Source organism: Leifsonia xyli subsp. cynodontis, assembly GCF_050632205.1.
GTDB lineage: Bacteria > Actinomycetota > Actinomycetes > Actinomycetales > Microbacteriaceae > Leifsonia > Leifsonia xyli_D.
Window position 1 is genome coordinate 502,618 of sequence record NZ_CP192578.1, and the last position, 19,436, is coordinate 522,053.

The 19,436-nt window shown below is 68.3% G+C and carries 23 protein-coding genes; 11 read left to right on the forward strand and 12 right to left on the reverse strand.

Going from position 1 to position 19,436, the window contains the following annotated elements; translation table 11 throughout:
• Positions 1-166: 166 nt before the first annotated feature.
• The 7 genes from ACQ86M_RS02410 to ACQ86M_RS02440 all read right to left on the reverse strand — a co-directional run bounded on the left by ACQ86M_RS02410 (position 167) and on the right by ACQ86M_RS02440 (position 4,525).
• Entirely contained in the window at positions 167-619 is a 453-nt protein-coding gene (locus ACQ86M_RS02410) for a DUF6527 family protein (protein WP_431246914.1), read from the reverse strand.
• A complete protein-coding gene (locus ACQ86M_RS02415; RefSeq protein WP_431246915.1) occupies positions 616-1,785 on the reverse strand; it encodes a ThiF family adenylyltransferase in 1,170 nt (389 codons plus the stop codon). Before ACQ86M_RS02415 ends, ACQ86M_RS02410 begins: the two co-directional genes overlap by 4 nt.
• 7 nt (positions 1,786-1,792) lie before the next feature.
• Positions 1,793-2,056 (reverse strand): multiubiquitin domain-containing protein, encoded by a 264-nt coding sequence (locus ACQ86M_RS02420; protein ID WP_431246916.1) that lies wholly within the window; start codon positions 2,054-2,056, stop codon positions 1,793-1,795.
• A gap of 59 nt (positions 2,057-2,115) precedes the next feature.
• Entirely contained in the window at positions 2,116-2,271 is a 156-nt protein-coding gene (locus ACQ86M_RS02425; RefSeq protein WP_431246917.1) for a hypothetical protein, read from the reverse strand.
• Between the two features lie 27 nt (positions 2,272-2,298).
• A complete protein-coding gene (locus tag ACQ86M_RS02430) occupies positions 2,299-3,183 on the reverse strand; it encodes an ImmA/IrrE family metallo-endopeptidase (RefSeq protein ID WP_431246918.1) in 885 nt (294 codons plus the stop codon).
• A gap of 164 nt (positions 3,184-3,347) precedes the next feature.
• On the reverse strand, positions 3,348-4,013 hold the full coding sequence (locus ACQ86M_RS02435; RefSeq protein WP_431246919.1) for a hypothetical protein: 666 nt from the start codon (positions 4,011-4,013) through the stop codon (positions 3,348-3,350).
• A complete protein-coding gene (locus tag ACQ86M_RS02440; RefSeq protein WP_431246920.1) occupies positions 4,013-4,525 on the reverse strand; it encodes a sigma-70 family RNA polymerase sigma factor in 513 nt (170 codons plus the stop codon). The genes ACQ86M_RS02435 and ACQ86M_RS02440 overlap by 1 nt, the downstream gene beginning before the upstream one ends.
• Before the next feature lie 760 nt (positions 4,526-5,285).
• Here ACQ86M_RS02440 and ACQ86M_RS02445 point away from each other — a divergent pair.
• The 5 genes from ACQ86M_RS02445 to ACQ86M_RS02465 all read left to right on the forward strand — a co-directional run bounded on the left by ACQ86M_RS02445 (position 5,286) and on the right by ACQ86M_RS02465 (position 9,060).
• Complete coding sequence (locus ACQ86M_RS02445; protein ID WP_431246921.1) at positions 5,286-5,843, forward strand: dihydrofolate reductase family protein; 558 nt, start codon at positions 5,286-5,288, stop codon at positions 5,841-5,843.
• A 70-nt stretch (positions 5,844-5,913) separates the two neighbouring features.
• Positions 5,914-6,228, forward strand: coding sequence for a DUF5652 family protein (locus ACQ86M_RS02450; RefSeq protein ID WP_431246922.1), 315 nt, complete (start codon positions 5,914-5,916; stop codon positions 6,226-6,228).
• A 53-nt stretch (positions 6,229-6,281) separates the two neighbouring features.
• A complete protein-coding gene (locus tag ACQ86M_RS02455) occupies positions 6,282-7,319 on the forward strand; it encodes a GlxA family transcriptional regulator (RefSeq protein ID WP_431246923.1) in 1,038 nt (345 codons plus the stop codon).
• Between the two features lie 110 nt (positions 7,320-7,429).
• On the forward strand, positions 7,430-8,404 hold the full coding sequence (locus ACQ86M_RS02460) for an NADP-dependent oxidoreductase (protein ID WP_431246924.1): 975 nt from the start codon (positions 7,430-7,432) through the stop codon (positions 8,402-8,404).
• A gap of 89 nt (positions 8,405-8,493) precedes the next feature.
• Positions 8,494-9,060 carry a GNAT family N-acetyltransferase gene (locus ACQ86M_RS02465; protein WP_431246925.1) on the forward strand — a complete coding sequence of 189 codons (567 nt, stop codon included), beginning with the start codon at positions 8,494-8,496 and terminating at the stop codon, positions 9,058-9,060.
• Between the two features lie 62 nt (positions 9,061-9,122).
• On the opposite strand, the gene ACQ86M_RS02470 is transcribed toward ACQ86M_RS02465, so the two are convergent.
• The 3 genes from ACQ86M_RS02470 to ACQ86M_RS02480 form a co-directional block, all read right to left on the reverse strand.
• Positions 9,123-9,878 carry a hypothetical protein gene (locus ACQ86M_RS02470; protein WP_431246926.1) on the reverse strand — a complete coding sequence of 252 codons (756 nt, stop codon included), beginning with the start codon at positions 9,876-9,878 and terminating at the stop codon, positions 9,123-9,125.
• A gap of 182 nt (positions 9,879-10,060) precedes the next feature.
• Complete coding sequence (locus tag ACQ86M_RS02475; RefSeq protein WP_431246927.1) at positions 10,061-10,279, reverse strand: hypothetical protein; 219 nt, start codon at positions 10,277-10,279, stop codon at positions 10,061-10,063.
• 68 nt (positions 10,280-10,347) lie between these two features.
• A complete protein-coding gene (locus ACQ86M_RS02480) occupies positions 10,348-11,178 on the reverse strand; it encodes an HNH endonuclease family protein (protein ID WP_431246928.1) in 831 nt (276 codons plus the stop codon).
• Between the two features lie 174 nt (positions 11,179-11,352).
• Here ACQ86M_RS02480 and ACQ86M_RS02485 point away from each other — a divergent pair, with 174 nt between their 5' ends.
• The 3 genes from ACQ86M_RS02485 to trxA are packed head-to-tail and all read left to right on the forward strand — an operon-like array spanning position 11,353 to position 14,088.
• Positions 11,353-11,955, forward strand: a complete 603-nt coding sequence (locus tag ACQ86M_RS02485) for a PadR family transcriptional regulator (protein ID WP_431246929.1) — start codon at positions 11,353-11,355, stop codon at positions 11,953-11,955.
• Between the two features lie 5 nt (positions 11,956-11,960).
• Positions 11,961-13,676, forward strand: a complete 1,716-nt coding sequence (locus ACQ86M_RS02490; protein ID WP_431246930.1) for an ABC1 kinase family protein — start codon at positions 11,961-11,963, stop codon at positions 13,674-13,676.
• Positions 13,677-13,713: 37 nt separating this feature from the next.
• Entirely contained in the window at positions 13,714-14,088 is a 375-nt protein-coding gene (gene trxA / locus ACQ86M_RS02495) for a thioredoxin (RefSeq protein ID WP_431220567.1), read from the forward strand.
• A gap of 35 nt (positions 14,089-14,123) precedes the next feature.
• Here trxA and ACQ86M_RS02500 read toward each other — a convergent pair whose 3' ends face one another.
• Positions 14,124-14,435 (reverse strand): hypothetical protein, encoded by a 312-nt coding sequence (locus ACQ86M_RS02500; RefSeq protein WP_431246931.1) that lies wholly within the window; start codon positions 14,433-14,435, stop codon positions 14,124-14,126.
• 197 nt (positions 14,436-14,632) lie between these two features.
• The gene (locus ACQ86M_RS02505; protein WP_431246932.1) at positions 14,633-15,646 is read right to left on the reverse strand and encodes a LacI family DNA-binding transcriptional regulator; all 1,014 of its coding nucleotides are present in this window, start codon (positions 15,644-15,646) and stop codon (positions 14,633-14,635) included.
• 161 nt (positions 15,647-15,807) lie between these two features.
• Here ACQ86M_RS02505 and ACQ86M_RS02510 point away from each other — a divergent pair, with 161 nt between their 5' ends.
• Genes ACQ86M_RS02510 through ACQ86M_RS02520 form a run of 3 tightly spaced genes read left to right on the forward strand, consistent with a single transcriptional unit; the run spans position 15,808 to position 19,411 of the window.
• Positions 15,808-17,340 (forward strand): sugar ABC transporter ATP-binding protein, encoded by a 1,533-nt coding sequence (locus ACQ86M_RS02510; RefSeq protein WP_431246933.1) that lies wholly within the window; start codon positions 15,808-15,810, stop codon positions 17,338-17,340.
• Complete coding sequence (locus ACQ86M_RS02515) at positions 17,337-18,374, forward strand: ABC transporter permease (protein ID WP_431220571.1); 1,038 nt, start codon at positions 17,337-17,339, stop codon at positions 18,372-18,374. Before ACQ86M_RS02510 ends, ACQ86M_RS02515 begins: the two co-directional genes overlap by 4 nt.
• Positions 18,375-18,379: 5 nt before the next feature.
• Complete coding sequence (locus ACQ86M_RS02520) at positions 18,380-19,411, forward strand: ABC transporter permease (RefSeq protein WP_431247843.1); 1,032 nt, start codon at positions 18,380-18,382, stop codon at positions 19,409-19,411.
• Positions 19,412-19,436: the final 25 nt, after the last annotated feature.

Sequence of the window (19,436 nt, forward strand, 5' to 3'; positions counted from 1 at the left end):
TCGCTCGAGAGAGCGGTACTTTCCGCTTGCGAGTGAGCGAGGAGCGGCGGCGGTCGGGGGCTTTGCGTTCGTTCTGATTTTGACGCTGTTCGAGAGCGTGGAACGCCAGTTCCGCACGCAAGTAGTCGCCGAGGGTGCTTGCCGGCGTCATCGCGGACTCGAGCGCCTAGTTCGTCCGATCGTTGTCCATGGTGCCGCTGCCGAACAAGCGTTGCCAGAAGCTCTTCCGGCGAGCTGTGGTTGACTCGTTAGCGGCTTGTGGACTGGCTTCCCGTTGTTCGTAGAAGTCGTCGAGATCGCGCGCGTCGCTGCTGCGACGTGCTTCGATGCGCTTGTTGTCCCACCGGGCTGCCCAATGGATCTTGTTCCTGCGGATCCAGTAGTGAGCCTGGCACGGCAAGTCCCAGTTCCCGATGGACGGCGAGAGGGACACGGCTTCACCGTCAAAGTAGAGCTGCCACTGCGCGGGGCTGAGCGGCAGGACGACCTTCCTTCCGCAGCCGCTGGCGCAGAGGTGCGCCGTCGTGGTGTACTCCATCGAAATGTAGAGCTTGCCCGACTGGAGTTCGCGGGGGATCAATTCCACGAAGACTGGCTCCAGGCGTTCGATTCGGCTCATGCAGTGGCTCCTCGGTTGAGCATGTGGTTGCCGTCAATCGTGTAGTTGCTGGTGTACTCCGTCTCGAGGTCGAAGTAGAAGCCGAAGTACTGCTTCCACTTGATGACGGCCAATGCCGCGTTAAGCATGTTGAGTTCGGCGATCTGAATGTTCTGCGCGTAGCCATCGTCACCATCGTCGACGAAAGAGATCTCGCCGTCGGCAATGATCCAGTTCGGGTCGACTTGCGTGGGAAGACTGGTGCTGGTGCGGACGACACCTCCAATCGATGACCCGCGCTGGTAGATGCCCATACCGGTGTCAACGAAGGGGATATTCGCGCTGCGCAGCGTTTTGAAGATGTCGCGCTTGTCGGGACCGGCGTCAACCGAGATGAAGACAAAGTCGAAGTTGGTCAGCTCCTGGATGTTGTCGGCAGTGACGCGCACCGGGTGTGGAATCACATGCCGGTGCATTCCCGTGTACGTCGCAGCGTGATGCGCGACTTTTTTCGGGCGACCGTTGAGCTCGTCGAGGGTTGCCGCTCCCGGCGAACGGAAAGCATTGTGGATAAGGAGAAGATCGTCATCGAAAAGGTGAATCGCACCAACGGGCGTTTTGGCCACGGCATCGAGGACATACGAACCTGAGCCACCGAGCCCGACAATAGCGATGCGTTGTCCACGAATCTTGTCCACTACAGCCCCAATGCGTGCGTGTGTCGTGGCCGCGTCCTCGTATTGGAATACCGACTCTTCGGGCGTTGCGACGATCGGCGGGTACTGGCGGTACGAGATTGTGCCGTCGATGGCCTGTGCGTGGGCTTGCAGCATGCCGACGTAAGTCGACATCTTGTCGTAGTAGTTTTCGTAGTCGCTGCGAGGAGTTGCAGGCCGCTGCGAGAAGCCACACGTCACGACCAGCCCCTGGCCCAGGTCGATCGGGCCAGGTTGGTGGATCAGATTGTCGAGCCGGGCTCCGTCACTGTTGCAGGGGTAGTCGTCGACTGTCTCGCCCAGGAAATACGCGACGTGGATGTCAGGCCGGCTCGGGAGGTCGATCACTTCGATGGTCGAGATGAGGTATCCCCACTTGACCTCGCGTTGCGCGTTGACGTAGGGAGTGCTCACCAATAGGTGCCCAGCTCGAAGCTGCGCACCATAGCCCTCGTCCTGCAGGCGTTGCACGTCGGGGTTAGGACTTGGTGGTTGAGGTGACATTGAAGATCGCCCCATCCTTCTTGACGTCGACAGTGCCACCCGGCTTGAGGCTCCCCTCCTTGGGCTTCTGTGCTCCGCGGTATGTCACGGTGATGACCGCATCCGTGCTCGGCGGCGTCGGGTAGGCGAAGGCGACGACCTGTTCGTAACTGACGGTCTTGTCGTTGACGACCTCCTGCTGACCGTTGACCACGATCTCGTAGTTCTTCTCGTGCGCGTTGTTCTCGGACTGGGACATGTGAATCTCCTGCTCTGTACTGAGGACGAGGGAAGCCGGCGCTGTGGGAGCGCCGCTCATCATTTCTCGTTGCGGACGCCCTTGTGCTGGTTGGCGCTGCCGTTCATGATGCGACCGGTCGAGGTGTTGCGCTTGAACCAGGTCTTGCCGATCTGAAATTCGCTGCGCCCCTTGACCGCTCCGACGCGGTGGCCGCGTCCCGTGTTCTTCGCCACGTCGGGCTCCTTCTCCGGAGCTGACCGTCAGCTCCTCACTATGTAGTCGGAGCAGGGGGCGAGAGAGTTAGCGGCAGTTCTCACAGAGGCCACCGACGAGCAGATGGCGCTGCAGCACCATGTAGCATCCAGAGCAGGTCTCTTCGGTCGTAGCAGCGTGATCGCATCGACACTTCTTGCAGACCGGGCAGAACCCCTGTCCGCAGGTCTCGCAGGGGTAGCCGTGGAACGAACGATCCTGTCCGCAGCAGTAGATGTGGAGCAGCGGGCGCTTGTCGAAGTCTCGCGGCTGAATGACGTAGCCGGGCTCCACCTTCCAGATGTCATGGCCCGCCAACACGGCGATGATCCGCCGATCATCAGAGATGGCGTCGGCGTAAAACTCTGCGCTCCGGCCCCACGAGTCGCGCCAGGTGATCCTCCGGGTGAATGTCGCTCCGGGGTGAGTTCGCGCAGCCCGTGCGCTTCTGGAAGGGTTTGTCCTCGCCACGGGTAGATCTGCGGCCATCCGTCATCCGGGTCTGGCTGGATGCTGGCGTGATGCACTTGGCCGTCGAACCGATCGATGAGCACGACGGCACCGAGTCCGCGGATCTGCCGCGCGATTGCGATGGCGCATGCCTGGTAGCTCGCTTGGCTCGAGTCGAAGAGCTCCTGGACATGGTGAGCACGCACGCGCTCGTCGCCAACCACTGCGCGGGTGAGCGCGTCCGGGAGCAGTAGCCGCTGCGCGATCTGGTCGCAGACGCTCTCCAGTAGGGCTGAAGGATCGGACTGATCGGCGATCCAGTCGAAGAGCCCCGTGTCGCGCTCCACAATCCAGTGACCCAACTCGTGCGCCAGTGTGAAGTTCTGTCGGCGGCTGTTCGGGGTCGGTGCGTAGAGAATCACGCCGTCGTCAAGGAATGACATCCCATCGCAGAATCCGCCATCGGCTCGGCTCGTCGAGAGCGACTCGACGGGCTGCACGGTGAGTCCGAGTGGACCTGTCAGCGCAGTCAGGGGATCAAGCGCGAATTGCTCCTGAGTGGGCGCGTCGAGAACTCGTATCGCCCGTTCTACCCAGCGGTCCAAATTCACTTCTGGTCCGCGCTTTCCACCGCGCTGACCATAGCCTCCAGCGAAGCCAGCAGCACCGTCTCCTCGGGCGCACCCCCACGGTGAACCGCGATGAGCATCCGCGATTCTAGCGCCGAAGATGCCAAGGCAAGTGTCGTGCCTTGAAGACGCGCCCAACGTTCGGCAAGACCCTTGAACGCGGCAGAAGACACGATCGCCGCCAACTTGGCGCGCTCAGGGTCCTCCGCGACACGACGGCGCAACCGATCCGCATCGGCACCAGTCTCTTCCGCGACCGCGTTGATCAACGCTGGGGTCTGCGGGCTGCTACGGTCGCTCTCCCACGCAAAGACGTCTTTGCTCGAAACCGCCCACCCTCTGCCCGAGAGCTTCTGCGCGAGTGCGCTCACCGTCAGCCTTGCGCGCTTGCGCGCTGCAGTAAGCGCCCTACCGTCGAGCGCGATGTCCGGATCGGGCACAAGGCCAAGCATGGCTGCGACAGGGTCTTCCGCTAGGGGTGGGGCGCCCTGCTGGCTCACCCAGACAAGGTCGGCGGCTTCGAGGAGCCCATGAAGCTCGAGGCCCTGCTCTGCGAGATCGGCACCCGAGTCGAGGGCAGATCGGCCTTTGCGCGCATCGAGGATCGCCGCAACCTGGTCGTCCTCGTTATCTGAATCCATCATCACCCTCCTTCCGCGACAGCGTTCTGAATCTGTGTCAACAACTGGGCAGCAATCTGGCTCACACGAGACGGCGTCACGCCCAGCCCTGCCGCGACCTCGGCCCGGGGTCGATCGAGCACGACATACTGCGCGAGCACGTACTGAGCCTGCTGATCGAGCTGAGCAATCGCCGTCCGTGCCAACGCCATCTTCGCAAGACGCTCGAAGGCGTCATCCACGTCCGCCAACGCGATTTGTAAGGGACGCTCCTCTTCGAAGACAGCGCCCTTGGCCATCGCCGCCGAGCGGATCATGTCGAGAGCACGTCGCTTAGCCGTAGCAACAAGCAACGCTTCCCAGCTCCGCGGTATCTCCGTGGGCGGCGACTTCATGAGCGACACCATCGCATCCTGAACTGCGTCATCGGCGAGGTCAACCCGCCCGCTGCTGCGCAGCACGCCATAGGCGACCCTGAACATCGCGTCGCGATGCTTCTGATACAGAGCCGCCCAATCTATGGAAGCATCGGCCATCAGCCTGCCTCCGCATTAACTGCAAACATCTTCGCACTCCTCAAGCTGCGTCCATAGCGACGCTTGCAAAGTAGTCGGATGAGACGCCTCGAAAGTTAGCAACGCGCCAGTATGCCGGCTCCTCCTGGCGTGGGGCAGTTGCTCGCGAAGCGCTTTGACGTGTTCGTGCCTTGGCGTCCAGACGTCGCTTCGCAGCGTCCGCCGCACTTACCTGGGAGAATCAGCGCCTTCCGCGACGTCACGGACGGCTGGCGAATTCGCGCACAGCCTGCGCAACTGAGTGAGGTCAGAGGAGGCTGCGTGGCTCAGCCTAGCCCGTGGATCCAAGCGTATCTCCGGCGTTCGGCCGGCTCACTGCGATTGAAGTCCAAGTCAATCTCGTTGGCGAGCACGTACGTTGAAGCTCCGTCTTGATAGCCTTCAACGATTTGATCGGCGACGCTTCGTTCGAGGTAAGCCCTGTGCGGGACCACTGGCCTCGTCGGGTCGGGAACGGATTGTCGGGCGTCCACGCTCAAACGGGCGACAGCCGCGACAGCGTCCGCTGGTTGTAAGTAGTTTACGAGCACCCCGACGTTCTTGCACCTCGCTCTGCGAGGCGCCGCGTCTGGGGTAGCGCGTGGGGCGCAGCCCGCAACCTCCGTGGAGAACTCACCGGCGTCCCCTCCGTCCCATCCCGTCCGCCCCGCCTCGCCCCGCCCGCGACACCTTGTCTCCGCAATCCCGCCACCCTACGTTTGGTGCCGTCCTGATCTATTCGATGGGGGTCTCGGCCGATGGCTTCATCGCCGACGACGCTGGTGGTTTCGATTTCGCCGCGCCGTTGGATGAGCAGTTCCGGTTTCAGCTGAGGCAGTTGCGCAAGCTGGGCTGCTACATGGTGGGACGCCGGCTGTACGAGGCGATGCGAGCGTGGGGAACCGATGCGGCCGGAGGCCTGCCGGCGGTCGACCCTGCCTTCGTCGAGGCATGGGAGGCGCTGCCGAAGGTGGTCTTCAGCCGGACCCTGAAGAGTGTGGAGGGCAACGCACGGCTCGCGCACGGAAGTGTCGGGGAGGAGGTATCGGCAGCGCTGCGAGACGCTCGGGGCGACGTTGCCATCGGCGGGGCGAACCTGGCAGCGGAGGCGATCCGACTCGACCTCGTCGATGAGTTCCGGCTATTGCGGTATCCCGTAGCGGTAGGAAACGGCATCCGCTTCTGGCCGCCGTTCGAGAACAGGCTGCCATTGACGCTGGTCGCCACACGAGCCTTCGGCGGGCGCGTGGTCTACGAAGGGTACCGACGGCTGCGATACGAAGAGCCTTTGCGGCGTTGACGGACGCTGACCGGAGGATGCTCCTATTGCACCTTGTCGCTGAGCCCGTGGCGGCGCTGCAATGGAATGCATGAAGAACAGTGCAACCCACTTCCGGATGGCCGACATCCCGCCGTCCCGTCGCGCCATGTTCGTGGGCGTGATCGCATGGAGCCTCGCGTGGAAGGGGGCGTCGCTCTGGCGTGCCGCCCGCAACGGCAGCGCGCCGTGGTTCGTCGTCCTGCTGCTGAGCAACACGATGGGCGCCCTCGACGCCGTCTACCTCTTCGCGGTGGACAGGCGCCGCCCGAGTCTCCGGCGCGACGAGGAGGCCATCCTGGCCGCCACCGGGGAACCGGAACAGGGCGGGCACGGTGACGAGCCCCGAGGACCGCTCGGTCCCTGACCGTTTTCACTAGGATGTGAAACCGGGCCCCTCACCGCCGCACCGGTCTAGACATGGACACCGCTCATCCGGACACTCACCCTCGACCCGACGCAGAACACCTGGTCGCGGTCCTGGTCTACGACGGCGTGAAGCTGCTGGATGTGTCGGGGCCCGTCGACATGTTCGCCGAAGCCAACCGGCTGGGGGCGAACTACCGCGTCGTGCTGGTGTCTCCCGACGGCGGGCCCGTCACGACGTCGGCCGGCGTTCGTCTCGAGGCGGACTATGACGTCGGCTCGGCGCCCGCGCCGGCGACGTTCCTGGTCGCCGGCTCGGACACCCACCCGAAGACGGCTGTTCCCGATGACCTGGCCGACGCCGCGGTCGCGATCAGCTCACGCGCACAACGGACCGCTTCGATCTGCACCGGTGCATTCATCCTGGCCGCCGGCGGGATGCTCGACGGTCGGCACGCGACCACGCATTGGAAAGCAGCGCCCGTGCTCGCGGCTCGCTATCCGGCGATCGCAGTCGATGCGGACTCGATCTTCGTGACAGATGGCTCCATCACCACATCCGCCGGCGTCACGGCGGGCATCGACCTCGCCCTGGCCTTCGTGGAGGAGGATCTGGGCGCGGACCTCGCTCGGCAGACTGCACGCATGCTCGTGGTCTACCTGCAGCGCCCGGGCGGTCAATCCCAGTTCTCGGCGGCCCTGGCCGGTCCTGCTGCGCCCGGATCGACGCTCCGGACGATCGTTCAGGCGGTCACGGAGCACCCCGAGAGAGATCACTCGCTCGGCAGGCTCGCGCACCAACTGCACATGTCCGAACGACATGTGACCCGCCTCTTCCGCGACGAGCTCGGTACGACACCGGCGCGGTTCGTGCTCTCGATCCGGCTCGATCTCGCTCGGGCGCTTCTCGAGGAAGGACATCCCGCCGGCGAAGCAGCCGAGCGGGCCGGATTCCCGAGTTACGAGGGTCTTCGTCGCGCGTTCGCACGCGAGTTCGGCATCGCCCCCGGCGCTTACCAGCGCCGCTTCCGTTCGTCACGACGGACCTCCGGCCCGGAGACGGAGAGTACGCCCGGCGACGTCCGGAAGTGAGGGCCCGATGTCCGAGGGCGGTGTAGTCGCCGGCGAGCTTTCGAGTCATCCTCTAGTCAGGCCTCGTTGCGCGGGCAGCGGGAGTGGGTCAGTGAGGAAAGGTGATCGAAATGGGCATCGACGGCGACACGACGCAGATGACAGCGCTCCGTGCACACGAGCGCGGGGGTCCCGAGAAGCTGACGGTCGAGAAGGCTCCGCGCCCCCGACCCGGGCGAGGAGAAGTGCTTGTCCGTGTCGAAGCCGCAGCTATCACAGCGCCCGAGCTGACCTGGCCCGACACGTGGGAGTCCAACGGTGTGGACCGGACACCCATCATCCCGTCCCATGAATTCGCCGGCGCCGTCGCCGAGGTGGGCGACGCTGTAGAGGACTTCACGGCAGGGGACCTCGTGTTCGGGTTGGTTCCCTTCAACCGCAACGGCGCCGCGGCGGAGTTCGTCGCGGTCCCGACCGCGTCCATCGGGCACCGTTCCTCGTCCGTCGACCCCACCGTCGCAGCGGCCGCAGTCCTACCCGCGCTCACCGCGTGGGAGGCGCTGCACGATCAGGTGCGCCTCACGGCCGGGCAGCGGCTCCTGGTTCGCGGCGGCGCTGGCGCAGTCGGGTCCATGCTCACGCAGATCGGTCACGTGGCGGGTGCCCACGTCACCGCCACGGTGTCGTCGGCCGACGACGTCGAGCGGGTGACGTCGTTGGGCGCCGACGCGGTGATCGTCGTGCCCCGTGACGGACATCCCGAGGATCTGCGCGGGTTCGACGTCGTCGTGGATGCGGTCGGCGATCAGATTCCGCGATGGATGTACGCGGCGGCCTCGCCGCACGGGACGCTCATCTCGCTGCAGTTCCCACCGGACGAGCAGCTGGCATCCGAGTACGGGGTCGACACGGTGTTCTTCGTCGTGTCGGCCAACGCAGAACGACTCGCCGAGCTGGACGGTCTTCTGTCTCAGCAGAGGCTGACGGCCGACGTCGCCATGCTGTTCCCGCTGGAACGCGGCCGCGAGGCATTCGAGGTGGCCGGCAGCCCGGGACGGCGGCATGGGAAGGTGCTTCTGGCCCCTGGCGGTCGTTCGTCCGACTGAGACGGGCACTTGCCCCGACCGGGCCTTTCCTAGGAGAAAGGCGCGGTCGTGATGGCGGCAGCCCCGCTGTCACCCGGTAGCCTGCCGCCATGACCATCCAGGTGCTGCCCGCGTCGGGGCGGTGGGACGATTTCGCGACGTTCATGGTGCCCCGCAAGCCGGGCGGCGGCGGATGCGTGTGCATGGCGTACCGCGATTCGAGCCTCGGGATGCCGGAGCGCATCGAGTACATGCGGTCGGAGTGCTCCCGCGAGCCGGGGCCGGGCGTGCTCGCGTACGTGGACGACCAGCCGGCAGGGTGGTGCTCCGTCGCGCCCAAGTCGACGTACCGGCGGCTGATGAACTCGCGCACCATCCCGCATGCCGACGAGGAGCTCGACCCCTGGTCGATCGTCTGCTTCGTCGTGCGCGGCGGGTACCGCAAGCGCGGACTGATGCACGAGCTGCTGGATGGCGCCGTGGCGCATGCGAAGGCGTCGGGGGCGCGCATCGTCGAGGGGTACCCCGTCGACACCGACGGGGAGCGGCTGGATGTGATCAGCGGCTACGTCGGAACCGTGCAGGTGTTCGAGAAGCACGGGTTCGAGCGCGTGACGGCGACGAAGGCGCACTCCGGCGGCGCCGTGCGCTGGCTGATGCGACGGCGCTTCGACTAACGAGGCGGCCGCGGCCCGCCGCTCTCACGCGACAGGCCGCGGCCGCCCAGGCCGGTTCAGGTTCAGCGACCCGAGGTCAGCCCCTGCTCGGCCTGCTGGGCCAGCTGCTGGATCCCGGCGCCGTAGCCGCCCGAAAGAGCGGTCGCCGCGATCTTCTGCACGTCGCCGGTGCGCTCGGCGGTCGGCGCGGTGGCGAGCTCGGACAGGTCCGACCGCAGCGAGGCGGGCAGCTTCGCCGCCAGCTGCGCGTCCCCCGTCACCTCGACCGCGACCGTCGCGCCGGCGTCGCCCAGCTTCGGGGACGAGAAGTCGCCCGAGCGGAGGTCGTCCACCAGGCCCTTCAGTCCGGACAGCTCCGAGCGCTCGCCGCGCGCATCCTTCAGGTGGGTGGCCAGGTCCTTGATCGCGGTGCCGTAGCCGCCGTCGAGGGCGGTGCGCACGATCTTCTTGGCGTCGGCCGTGCGCTCCTGGGGCGTGGCCTTCGCGAGCGTGGTCACATCCTGCTGGAGCGCGTCCGGCAGCAGGTCGAAGAGCGGCTTGTCGGCGACGACGCGCTTGGCGAGGGCCTGGGCCCTCGCTCCGCTCAGGTGGCCGGCGAGGAGCTGGTGGCCGACGTTCGCGGAGACGTGGGCCTGCGCAGTCGCCTGGCCCGACGAGCCGGAGCCGGAGGCGCCGCCGTCGACCGTGGTCGCGAACGCTCCCTGGGCGCCGACGCCGACGAGGGCCGTGGCGGCGAGGAGCGATGCCGCGCCGACCGCCGCGCGCTTGGCGGTGTAGGCGCTGTTCTTCCGAACGGAGGGGTTCTTCGTGTAATCCATGGGATCCTTTCCGTGCCCGCGCTGCGGCCGGCCGTGTGCCGGCCGCTTCGGATCGCGGGCGTCGGCGACGTTACGGAACCCGTCTGGACCGTTCGTGCGGACACTCTGCGAGGTCCCGAAGAGTGGTTGACCCGCTTCGGCGGCCCGGCTATCGACACCGGGCGGCGGGATGCGATCCTGCGTCAGGAGGCCTGAGCGCGCATCGCCTGCCACAGCGCCAGACGGAGCTGCGCCTCGATGCGGCGCGCCTGCTCGCTGCTGACGGCCTCGTTGCCGAGGCGCCGGTCGGAGCCTCCGCAGCGGTCGCCGTCACCGGTGAAGTGGATGGCGATCCGCCCGTCGGCGAGCACCGGCTGCTGCTCGCCGCAGTGTGCGCATTCCGAGAAGGTGAACGATCCCATGACATGACGCTACGGGCCGCGTGTTTCCGCCCCATTGCGGCTGCGCGAATTCCGGATGACGTTCCGCGTCACCCGCCGGCGAGCACGGACGCTTCCACCGCCTGCGACGGGCATCCCGCGAGGATGCGCGCCATCGCGGCGCTCTCGGCCCGCGTCACCCACAGCCCGTAGGCTGCCTTGACCGAGATCTGGCGCGCCACGTACTCGCACCGGAACCCCGTGTTCGCCGGCAGCCAGGTCGCGGCATCTCCGGCCGACTTCTGCTGGTTGGAGCGCCCATCCACGGCGATCAGGTTCAGCGGGTCGTTGGCGAGCCTCACCCGCTGGGCCTGCGTCAGCTTCTGCGCCCCGGTGATCCACGCGTTCTGCAGTGGCACGATGTGATCGATCTGCACGAGCGCCGACGTCTTCTCGCCGCGCACGAAATGGATGAGCTCGCCGGTGTACGCGTCGTCCAGCGTCCCGGAGAGCACGCGGCAGCGGCCCTGACGGACGACGTCGGTCAGGTCGCGGGACAGGATGTCGTCGCGGGTGTCGCAGCCGTTGCGGTCCACATCCAGCCACGCGGCGCCGAAGTCGGCGGTGCGCTGGTATCCGGTCGCGGGCGCCTTGCCCTTCACGGGCAGCGTTCCGAGCACCGCGAGCGCCGTCTTCCCGGTGGAGCCGTCATCGGGCAGGGGTGGAGGCGCGGCGTTCGGCGCCGCGCTCGTGGCGTTGGACGGTTCGGACGCGTCGGTCGACTCGGGCGTCGAGGCCGCGCCGCCCCGGGTGGCCGCCGCGCCGGCCGCGCATCCGCTGAGCAGGGCGACCGCCGTCGCCAGAGCCGCCAGCACGGCGAGGCGAGTGGGTCGACGATTCCGTGCGCCGTCGGCGGGCAGCGGGGGTGCAGGATGGGTCACGTGCGTCTTTCTCGCGAGTCGGGCCCGAGCAGGTTAGCTGGCGACCGTCCGTGCGGCGCGGAGGCGCCCCCGGGATGGGCGTGTCCGTGTGTTCGCTGAACGAAGGGCGCGACCCCTTCTCATCCGTCGCTGAACGACATATCGTGAACTATCGCTGACGACAGGAGGCACATCATGTCCAGTTCATTCCCCAGCGGCGGTTTCGGAGCCCGGATGGACCCCGACGCCATGTGGCAGGCGTTCGAGCAGCTGCGCTCGACGTTCGAGAAGAAGGTCGGCTCGCGCATGGGCCGCGGCGACGTCCGCGCCGCCGTCCTCAGCCTGCTGGCCGAGAAGCCGATGCACGGCTACCAGATCATCCGCGAGATCGAGGAGCGCAGCGGCGGCAGCTGGAAGCCGAGCGCCGGCTCCGTCTACCCGACGCTGCAGCTGCTCGCCGACGAGGGCCTGATCACGGCCGAGGAGTCGAACGGCCGCAAGACCTACGCGCTCACCGAGGCGGGACGCGCCGTCGCGGAGAGCGAAGGCACCACCCCATGGCAGACCGGCGGCGGCAGCGGCGGCGGCAGCAGCACCGGCGCGGGCGGTACCGGAACGAGCGGCACCACCGGCGCGGGAAGCCGTCGCCCCTCCGGCGCCCTGCCGAAGGCCGGAGTCGAACTCGCCCAGGCGGCCGCGCAGGTGCACCGCACCGGCACGCCCGAGCAGGTGCAGGAAGCGGTGACCGTGCTCGAGGAGGCGCGGCGCAAGCTGTACTCGATCCTCGCCCAGGGCTGACGGGGGTGACGTCGGAGCAGGCGCCCGCCGCGGTCCCCACGATCGCGGCGACGCCGGCCACCCGAGCGCGCTACCGCCGCATCCTCCGCTTCGCCGGCTGGAATCTCGCCGTCACCTGGTGGTACGAGCTGTTCCTGCCGCGCATCGGACTCGCGGGCCTCGCCGCCCGCAGCCGGAGCAGACGGATGCGCCGCTTCGCCCAGCGCTTCCACGCGCTCGCCGTCGACCTCGGCGGACTGATGATCAAGGTCGGGCAGTTCATGTCGTCGCGCCTCGACGTGCTGCCGCCGGAGATCACCATGGAGCTGGAGGGCCTGCAGGACGAGGTCCCCGCCGTGCCGTTCCCGGCGATCCGCGCGCTCGCCGAGGCCGAGCTGGGTGTCCCGCTCGACGCGGCGTTCGCATCCCTCGACGAGGTGCCCGTCGCCGCGGCCTCTCTCGGGCAGGCGCACCGCGGCGTCCTCACCGCACAGGCGGCCGAGCACGCCGGGCTCACGTCGGTGGTCGTCAAGGTGCAGCGACCGGGCATCGACGCCATCGTGGATGTGGACCTCGCCGCCCTGCGCCGGGTCGGCCGGTGGCTGAGCCACGTGCGGCTCGTGTCCGACCGGGTGGATGCGCCGGCACTCGTCGAGGAGTTCGCCACGACGAGTCTGGAGGAGATCGATTACCTGCACGAGGCCGCCAACTCGGAGCGGTTCGGAGAGGAGTTCGCGGGCGATGAGCGGGTGACCGTCCCGGCGGCGGTCTGGGAGCGGACCACCCGCCGCGTCCTCACCCTGCAGGACGTCACGGCGATCAAGATCACCGACGCCGACGCCTTGCGCGCGGCGGGGATCGACCCGGCGGAGGTCGCTCCGGTGTTCGCCGAGGTCATGTTCGACCAGCTCTTCACCAACGGCTTCTTCCATGCGGACCCGCACCCGGGCAACATCTTCGTCACCCCGCACCCGGCGGGGGAGGGCGCCCGGCCGTGGCACCTGACGTTCGTCGACTTCGGGATGATGGGCCAGGTCCCGCCCGGAACGCGCAGCGGCCTCCGCAAACTGCTGATCGCCGCTGCATCCCGCGACGGCAAGGGGCTCGTGGATGCGATCCGCGACGTGGGCGTGCTGCTCCCGACCGCGGACACGGCCGAGCTGGAGCGCGCGATGACGCACCTGTTCGCCCGGTTCGGCGGGATGGGGTTCGCCGAACTGCGCGAGGTCGACCCGCGGGAGTTCCGCGAGTTCGCGGTGGAGTTCGGCGACGTGGTGCGGTCCCTGCCTTTCCAGCTGCCCGAGAACTTCCTGCTCATCATCCGGGCGATGTCCCTCACCTCGGGCGTCTGCAGCGCCCTCGACCCTGCCTTCAACCTGTGGGATTCGGTGGAGCCGTACGCGGCCCAGCTGATCCGGGACGAACAGGGCAACGTCGTCCAGGATGTCGCACAGCAGGCCCTGGAACTCGCCGGGATCGCGTGGCGGCTCCCGAAACGGCTGGATGCGCTGGTCACCCGGGTGGACGAGGGCGGGGTGAACGTCAACACCCCGCGGCTCGAGCAGCGGGTGGCGTGGCTCGACCGGGCGGTGCGACGGCTCGTGGCGGCGGTCGTGTTCGGCGGCGTCGTGATCGCCGGCGCGATCGTGCACACCACCGACCAGGTGCTCGGGAACGTGCTGCTCATCGCATCCATCGTGCCGCTCGCATTCACCGTCTTCACAGGGCGGCGTGGAGGCTGAGCGGAATACCGCCTGATGAACGGACGTTTCACCTGACATGGCAACCACCGAGATCACCTCGACCAACCACGACCAGACCGTCAGCGACGGCATCGTGCTGCTCGACTTCTGGGCCGACTGGTGCGGCCCGTGTCACATGTTCGCCCCCGTCTTCGAGAAGGCGTCCGAGAAGCACTCCGACATCACGTTCGGCAAGATCGACACGGAGGCGCAGCAGGCGCTCGCCGCGTCGTACGGCATCCAGTCCATCCCGACGCTCGTCGCCTACCGCGACGGCATCCCGCTGTTCTCGCAGGCCGGCGCCCTCCCGGGCGAGGCCGTGGAGGACCTCATCGCGCAGATCCGCGACCTCGACATGACCGAGGTGCGCAAGCAGTACGAGGAGTTGAAGGCGGCGCAGCAGCAGAGCTGAGCGCGCGTCTCACGCGAGCCGGAGGCGTGGGCCCGTCACTCGACGGGTGCCGCGCCTTTGTCGTGCTCCGGGGCCGCGACGCCCAGCAGGCGAGCGAGGTAGGTCATCACGAGACCGGCGCCGATCAGCGCGGCCCCGACCGGGACGACGCCCTGCGCGAGGACGCGCGTAAGCACGTCCACCGACAGCAGCAGACCCTGATCGATCGGCCTCGGGCCTCCAGCGGGCAGCGCCAGGTTGTAGAAGAGCTGCGGCAGCAGCACCGCGAGGAGCAGCCCTCCGGCCGTCAGCCCGATGCCCCACCACAGCACGACCTTCGGTCGCAGCCTCGTCTCGCTCGCGAACATCCACGTCCCCCTTCGTCGCGGTTCTGAGCCGATGCTATCGGGCGGGGTGGATGGGGTGCAGAGGCGCCGCGCGGTGGTGAATGTCGGAAGGGCGGGGTGGTGAACGAAGGAGATCGGGTGCCGAAACTCCTTCGAATGGCAGTCGTGCGGGAGATTCGAACGCGGCGGCGCCGAATCTCCGACGCACGCGGGGCGGCTCAGGCGCGCGGCGCCGAGCTGGCGCGCGCGACGAGGGAGGGCTGGAACTCGACGTGCACCGGGGGAGCGTCGGGGTGCTCCGTGAGCTGCAGCAGGAGGTCCATGGCGGTCGACCCGATCTCGTGGCTCGGCTGCCGGATCGACGAGAGCGGCACGACGGCGGCGGAGGCGAACGCGATGTCGTCGTAGCCGACGAGCGCCACATCCTCGGGCACGCGGATGCCCTGCTGCAGCAGCGCCTGCAGCAGCCCGATCGCGACGAGGTCGTTGGCGGCGAACACCGCGTCCGGGCGGTCCGCAGGCCGTCGCTCGGCCAGGGCGGCGCCGACCCGCCGGCCGCTCTCGATGGTGAGGCTGTCGGTCTCGAGCTTCTCGATGGTGCTGCCGGGCCGGGATGCGGTCAGCTCCTCGGCCGCGCCGCGGTAGCGGTCGGCGACCTGCTCGATGGCGAAAGGTCCGCCGGCGTAGGCGATGCGCTGCGAGCCGCGCTCGACGAGGTGCGCGGCGGCAAGCCGGCCGCCTGCCACGTCGTCCACCGCGACCGAGCTGAACGAGCGGTCGATGCTGGTGCGGTCGACCAGCACCGAGGGGATGCCGCGCTCGCGCAGCCGGTGCAGGCGGGGGATCGCGTCGCCCACGGGCGAGATGAGCACACCCCGGATGCGCTCCTGCTCGAACATGGTCAGGTAGCTCGCCTCGCGCTGCTCGTTCTCGTCGGAGTTGCCGACCAGCACGGAGAGCCCGTCGCGCGCGGCGCGGTCCTCCGCGCCGCGGATCAGGGACGCGAAGAACGGGTTGCCCACGTCGAGCACGACCATGCCGATGCCGCTGCTCTGACCCATCCGGAGCTGGCGCGCCGCGTTGTTGCGCACGAAGCCGAGCTCGGTGATGGCGGACTGCACGCGCTGCAGCACCGCGTCGGACACGCGCTCGGGGCGGTTGAGGACGTTCGAGACCGTCCCGACCGAGACACCGGCGAGCGCGGCGACGTCTTTGACGCTGGCGGACGGCATGAGGCTCCTCACATTCGTGCGTGACTGCATATTATCCACGTTTCAACGCGCGAGACAGCGGATTCGCGCGAAGACTTGACGGAACGCCCGCCGTCTGGCAAGGTCATTTCAACGTTTCAGTTTGAAACGGTTCACAGCCTCGATGGAGAAGCGCTCCGACAATGACGTCCCCTCACACCCCCGCAGCCGGCGGTCCGCCGGTCCTCGAACTCCGCGGCGTGGCCAAGGCCTTCGGCCAGGTGATCGCGCTCAGCCGGGCCGACCTCGTCGTCGAGCAGGCGTCCATCCACGCGCTGGTCGGAGAGAACGGCGCCGGCAAGTCCACGCTCGTCAAGATCGTCGCCGGGCTCTACCAGCGCGACAGCGGCGAGCTGCGGTTCCGCGGCGAGACGGTCGACTTCACGACCACCGCCGAGGCGAAGAACGCCGGCATCGCGGTCATCTACCAGGAGCCGACGCTCTTCCCCGACCTGTCGGTCACCGAGAACATCTTCATGGGCCGCCAGCCGACGGACCGCCTCGGCCGCATCGACCGCAAGGCGATGCGCACGGAGGCGACCGGCATCTTTCGCCGCCTCGGAGTCCACATCGACCCGGACCGTCTCGCCGAGGGCCTCAGCATCGCCGACCAGCAGCTGATCGAGATCGCGAAGGCCATCTCGCTGGATGCGCGCCTCCTCATCATGGACGAGCCCACCGCCGCCCTCTCCGGCGTCGAGGTCGAGCGGCTGTTCGCCGTCGCCCGCAGCCTGCGCGACGAGGGCCGCGGCATCGTCTTCATCTCGCACCGCTTCGACGAGGTCTTCTCGCTGTGCGACCGGATCACCGTCATGCGCGACGGCGCCTATGTCTCAAGCGACGCCACCGCGGACGTCACGGAGGACGAGATCGTGCGCCGCATGGTCGGCCGGGATGTGACCGAGCTGTTCCCCAAGCAGGAGGCCGCGATCGGCGAGCCGCTGCTGGTGGTCGAGCACCTGACCTCGGCCGGCGTGTTCCACGACGTCAGCTTCACCGTGCGCTCGGGCGAGATCGTCGCCCTCGCCGGCCTGGTCGGCGCCGGACGCAGCGAGATCGCCCGCGCGGTCTTCGGCGTCGACGGCTACGAGAGCGGAAGCGTCCGGGTCGCCGGGCGCGCCGTGCCGAAGCGCCGGCCGACCGCCGCGATGGCCGCGGGCCTCGCGCTCGTGCCCGAGGACCGCCGCAAGCAGGGTCTGGTGCTGGAGGAGTCGGTCGCGCGCAACAGCACGCTCGCCATCCGCAGCAAGCTGTCCAAGCTCGGCTTCATCCGCAGCGCCGCCGAGAACGAGGCGGCGCGGGTGTGGGCGAGCCGGCTCCAGCTCAAGACCAACGCGCTCGACACTCTGACCGGCACGCTCTCCGGCGGCAACCAGCAGAAGGTCGTGCTCGGCAAGTGGCTCGCCACCGACCCGCGCGTGCTCATCATCGACGAGCCGACGCGCGGCATCGACGTCGGGACGAAGGCCGAGGTGCACCGCCTGCTCTCCGAGCTCGCCGGGCGGGGGATGGGCGTGCTCATGATCTCGTCCGAGCTGCCGGAGGTGCTCGGGATGGCCGACCGCGTGCTCGTCGTGCGCGAGGGCCGCATCACGGCCGAGCTCGACCGCTCCGTCGCCGACGCCGAGAACGTCATGTTCGCGGCCACCCACGCCCTCGAGGAGTCCGCCCGATGACGACACCCGCCCTCACCCCCGAGAAGGTCCCCAGCCGGGCGACCCGCCTCGCCCGCTCGTTCGTCCGGGCGCGCGAGACCGGCATCCTGCTCGCGATCCTCGTCGTGATCGCCGTCACCACGGCGATCAACCCGTCCTTCCTGTTCAGCGCGGACGGCTGGCGCGACCTGCTGCTCACCCCGGCCATCCTGGCGCTCGTCGCCATCGGCCAGGCGATCGTCATCATCACCCGCAACGTCGACCTCTCCGTCGGCTCGGTGGTGGGCCTCACCGCGTACCTGACCGGCCGGCTCTTCGCCGACATCCCGGGCATCCCGATCATCGCCGTGTTCGTGATCGGCGCTCTGGCCGGCGCCGTCCTCGGCCTGATCAACGGCGCGCTGGTCGCCTTCGGCAAGGTGCCCGCCTTGGTCATCACCCTCGGCACGCTCTACGCCTACCGCGGCATCGACGTGCTCTGGGCGGGCAGCAACCGCATCAACGCGAGCGACATGCCGCCCGCGTTCCTGGGCCTCGGGACGGGGTCGTTCCTCACCATTCCCTACCTCACCATCCTCGCCGTGATCGTGATGCTGATCGCCGGCTGGTTCCTGCGCAACCGCCGCGGCGGCCGCGAGCTCTACGCGATCGGGTCCGACCCGGCCGCGGCAGAGCTGTACGGCCTCAAGGTGACCCGCCGCATCCTCACCGCCTTCGTGCTCTCGGGAGCGACCGCCGGCCTCGCGGGCGTGCTGTTCGTCGCCCGCTACGGCACGGTCAGCTCGCAGACCGGAAGCGGCCTCGAACTGCAGGCCGTCGGGGCGGCCGTCATCGGCGGCGTGGCCATCTTCGGCGGCAGCGGCTCGGTGTACGGGGCCGTGCTCGGCGCGGTGCTGCTGCTCACCATCAACCGGGCGCTGCCCATCCTCGGAATCCAGGACTTCTGGCAGCAGGCCGTCGTCGGCGTGCTGATCATCGGCGCCATCGTCCTCGACCGTGTGCTCGCCCTGCGGCTCTCCCGCCGCCTCGTCGCCGAAAGAGAGGTCGCCGCGTGACCGACATCCAGGCACCCGCCACCGCCGCGACCGCGCGGACCTACCCGGACTACAGCCGCCCGCTGTGGCAGCGCTGGCTGCTCACCCGCGAGTCCGCCGTCATCGTCGCCCTGATCGTGGTCGCGATCGTGGCCTCCGCGACCGTTCAGAACTTCGGCACGCCGGTCACGCTCGGCTTCCTGCTGCTGGATGTTACGCCCATCCTGATGATCGCCCTGCCGATGACCTTCGTCATCGTCACCGGCGAGATCGACCTCTCGGTGGCCAGCACCCTCGGCCTCAGCAGCGTGCTCCTCGGCGTGCTGACGAAGGCGGGCTGGCCGATCGAGGCGGCGTTCGTCGTCTGTCTCGTGGTCGGGCTGGTCTGCGGCGCGGTCAACGGCTTCCTCGTGACGGTCGTCGGCCTCCCGTCGCTCGCGGTGACCATCGGGACGCTCGCGCTGTTCCGCGGGATCGCGGTCGGACTGCTCGGCACGACGGCGATCACCGAGTTCCCGTTCTTCTGGCAGAACCTGGCGCAGCAGCGGTTCGGCACGTCCGGCATCCCTGTCGTGATGGTGCTCGTCGTGATTCTGATCGTCGTGTTCGCGCTGCTGCTGCACGCCACCCCGTACGGTCGCGGGCTGTTCGCCCTCGGGCTCAGCTCCGAGACGGCCGCGTTCTCGGGCGTGCACGTGGCCCGCACCAAGTTCATCGCGTTCCTGCTGACCGGGCTGATCTCCGCGCTCGCGGGCATCTACTGGACGCTGCGCTACGGCAGCGCCCGCGGCGACAACGCGGTCGGGCTCGAGCTGTCCGTCATCGCGGCGGTGCTCCTCGGCGGCGTCTCGATCTTCGGCGGCAAGGGCGCGATGCACGGCGTCGTCGCCGGCGTGCTGCTGATCGGCGTGCTGCAGAGCGCGCTCCGCCTCGCCAACGTCAGCTCGGACGCCATCAACATCATCACCGGCGTCCTGCTCATCCTCTCCGTGCTGTCGCCCCGCATCCTCGCCTGGGTACGCGGCTCGCGAGCCCGCCGACGACGACAACAGTCGTAGGCACGTCCCACCCGCACCACCTGCA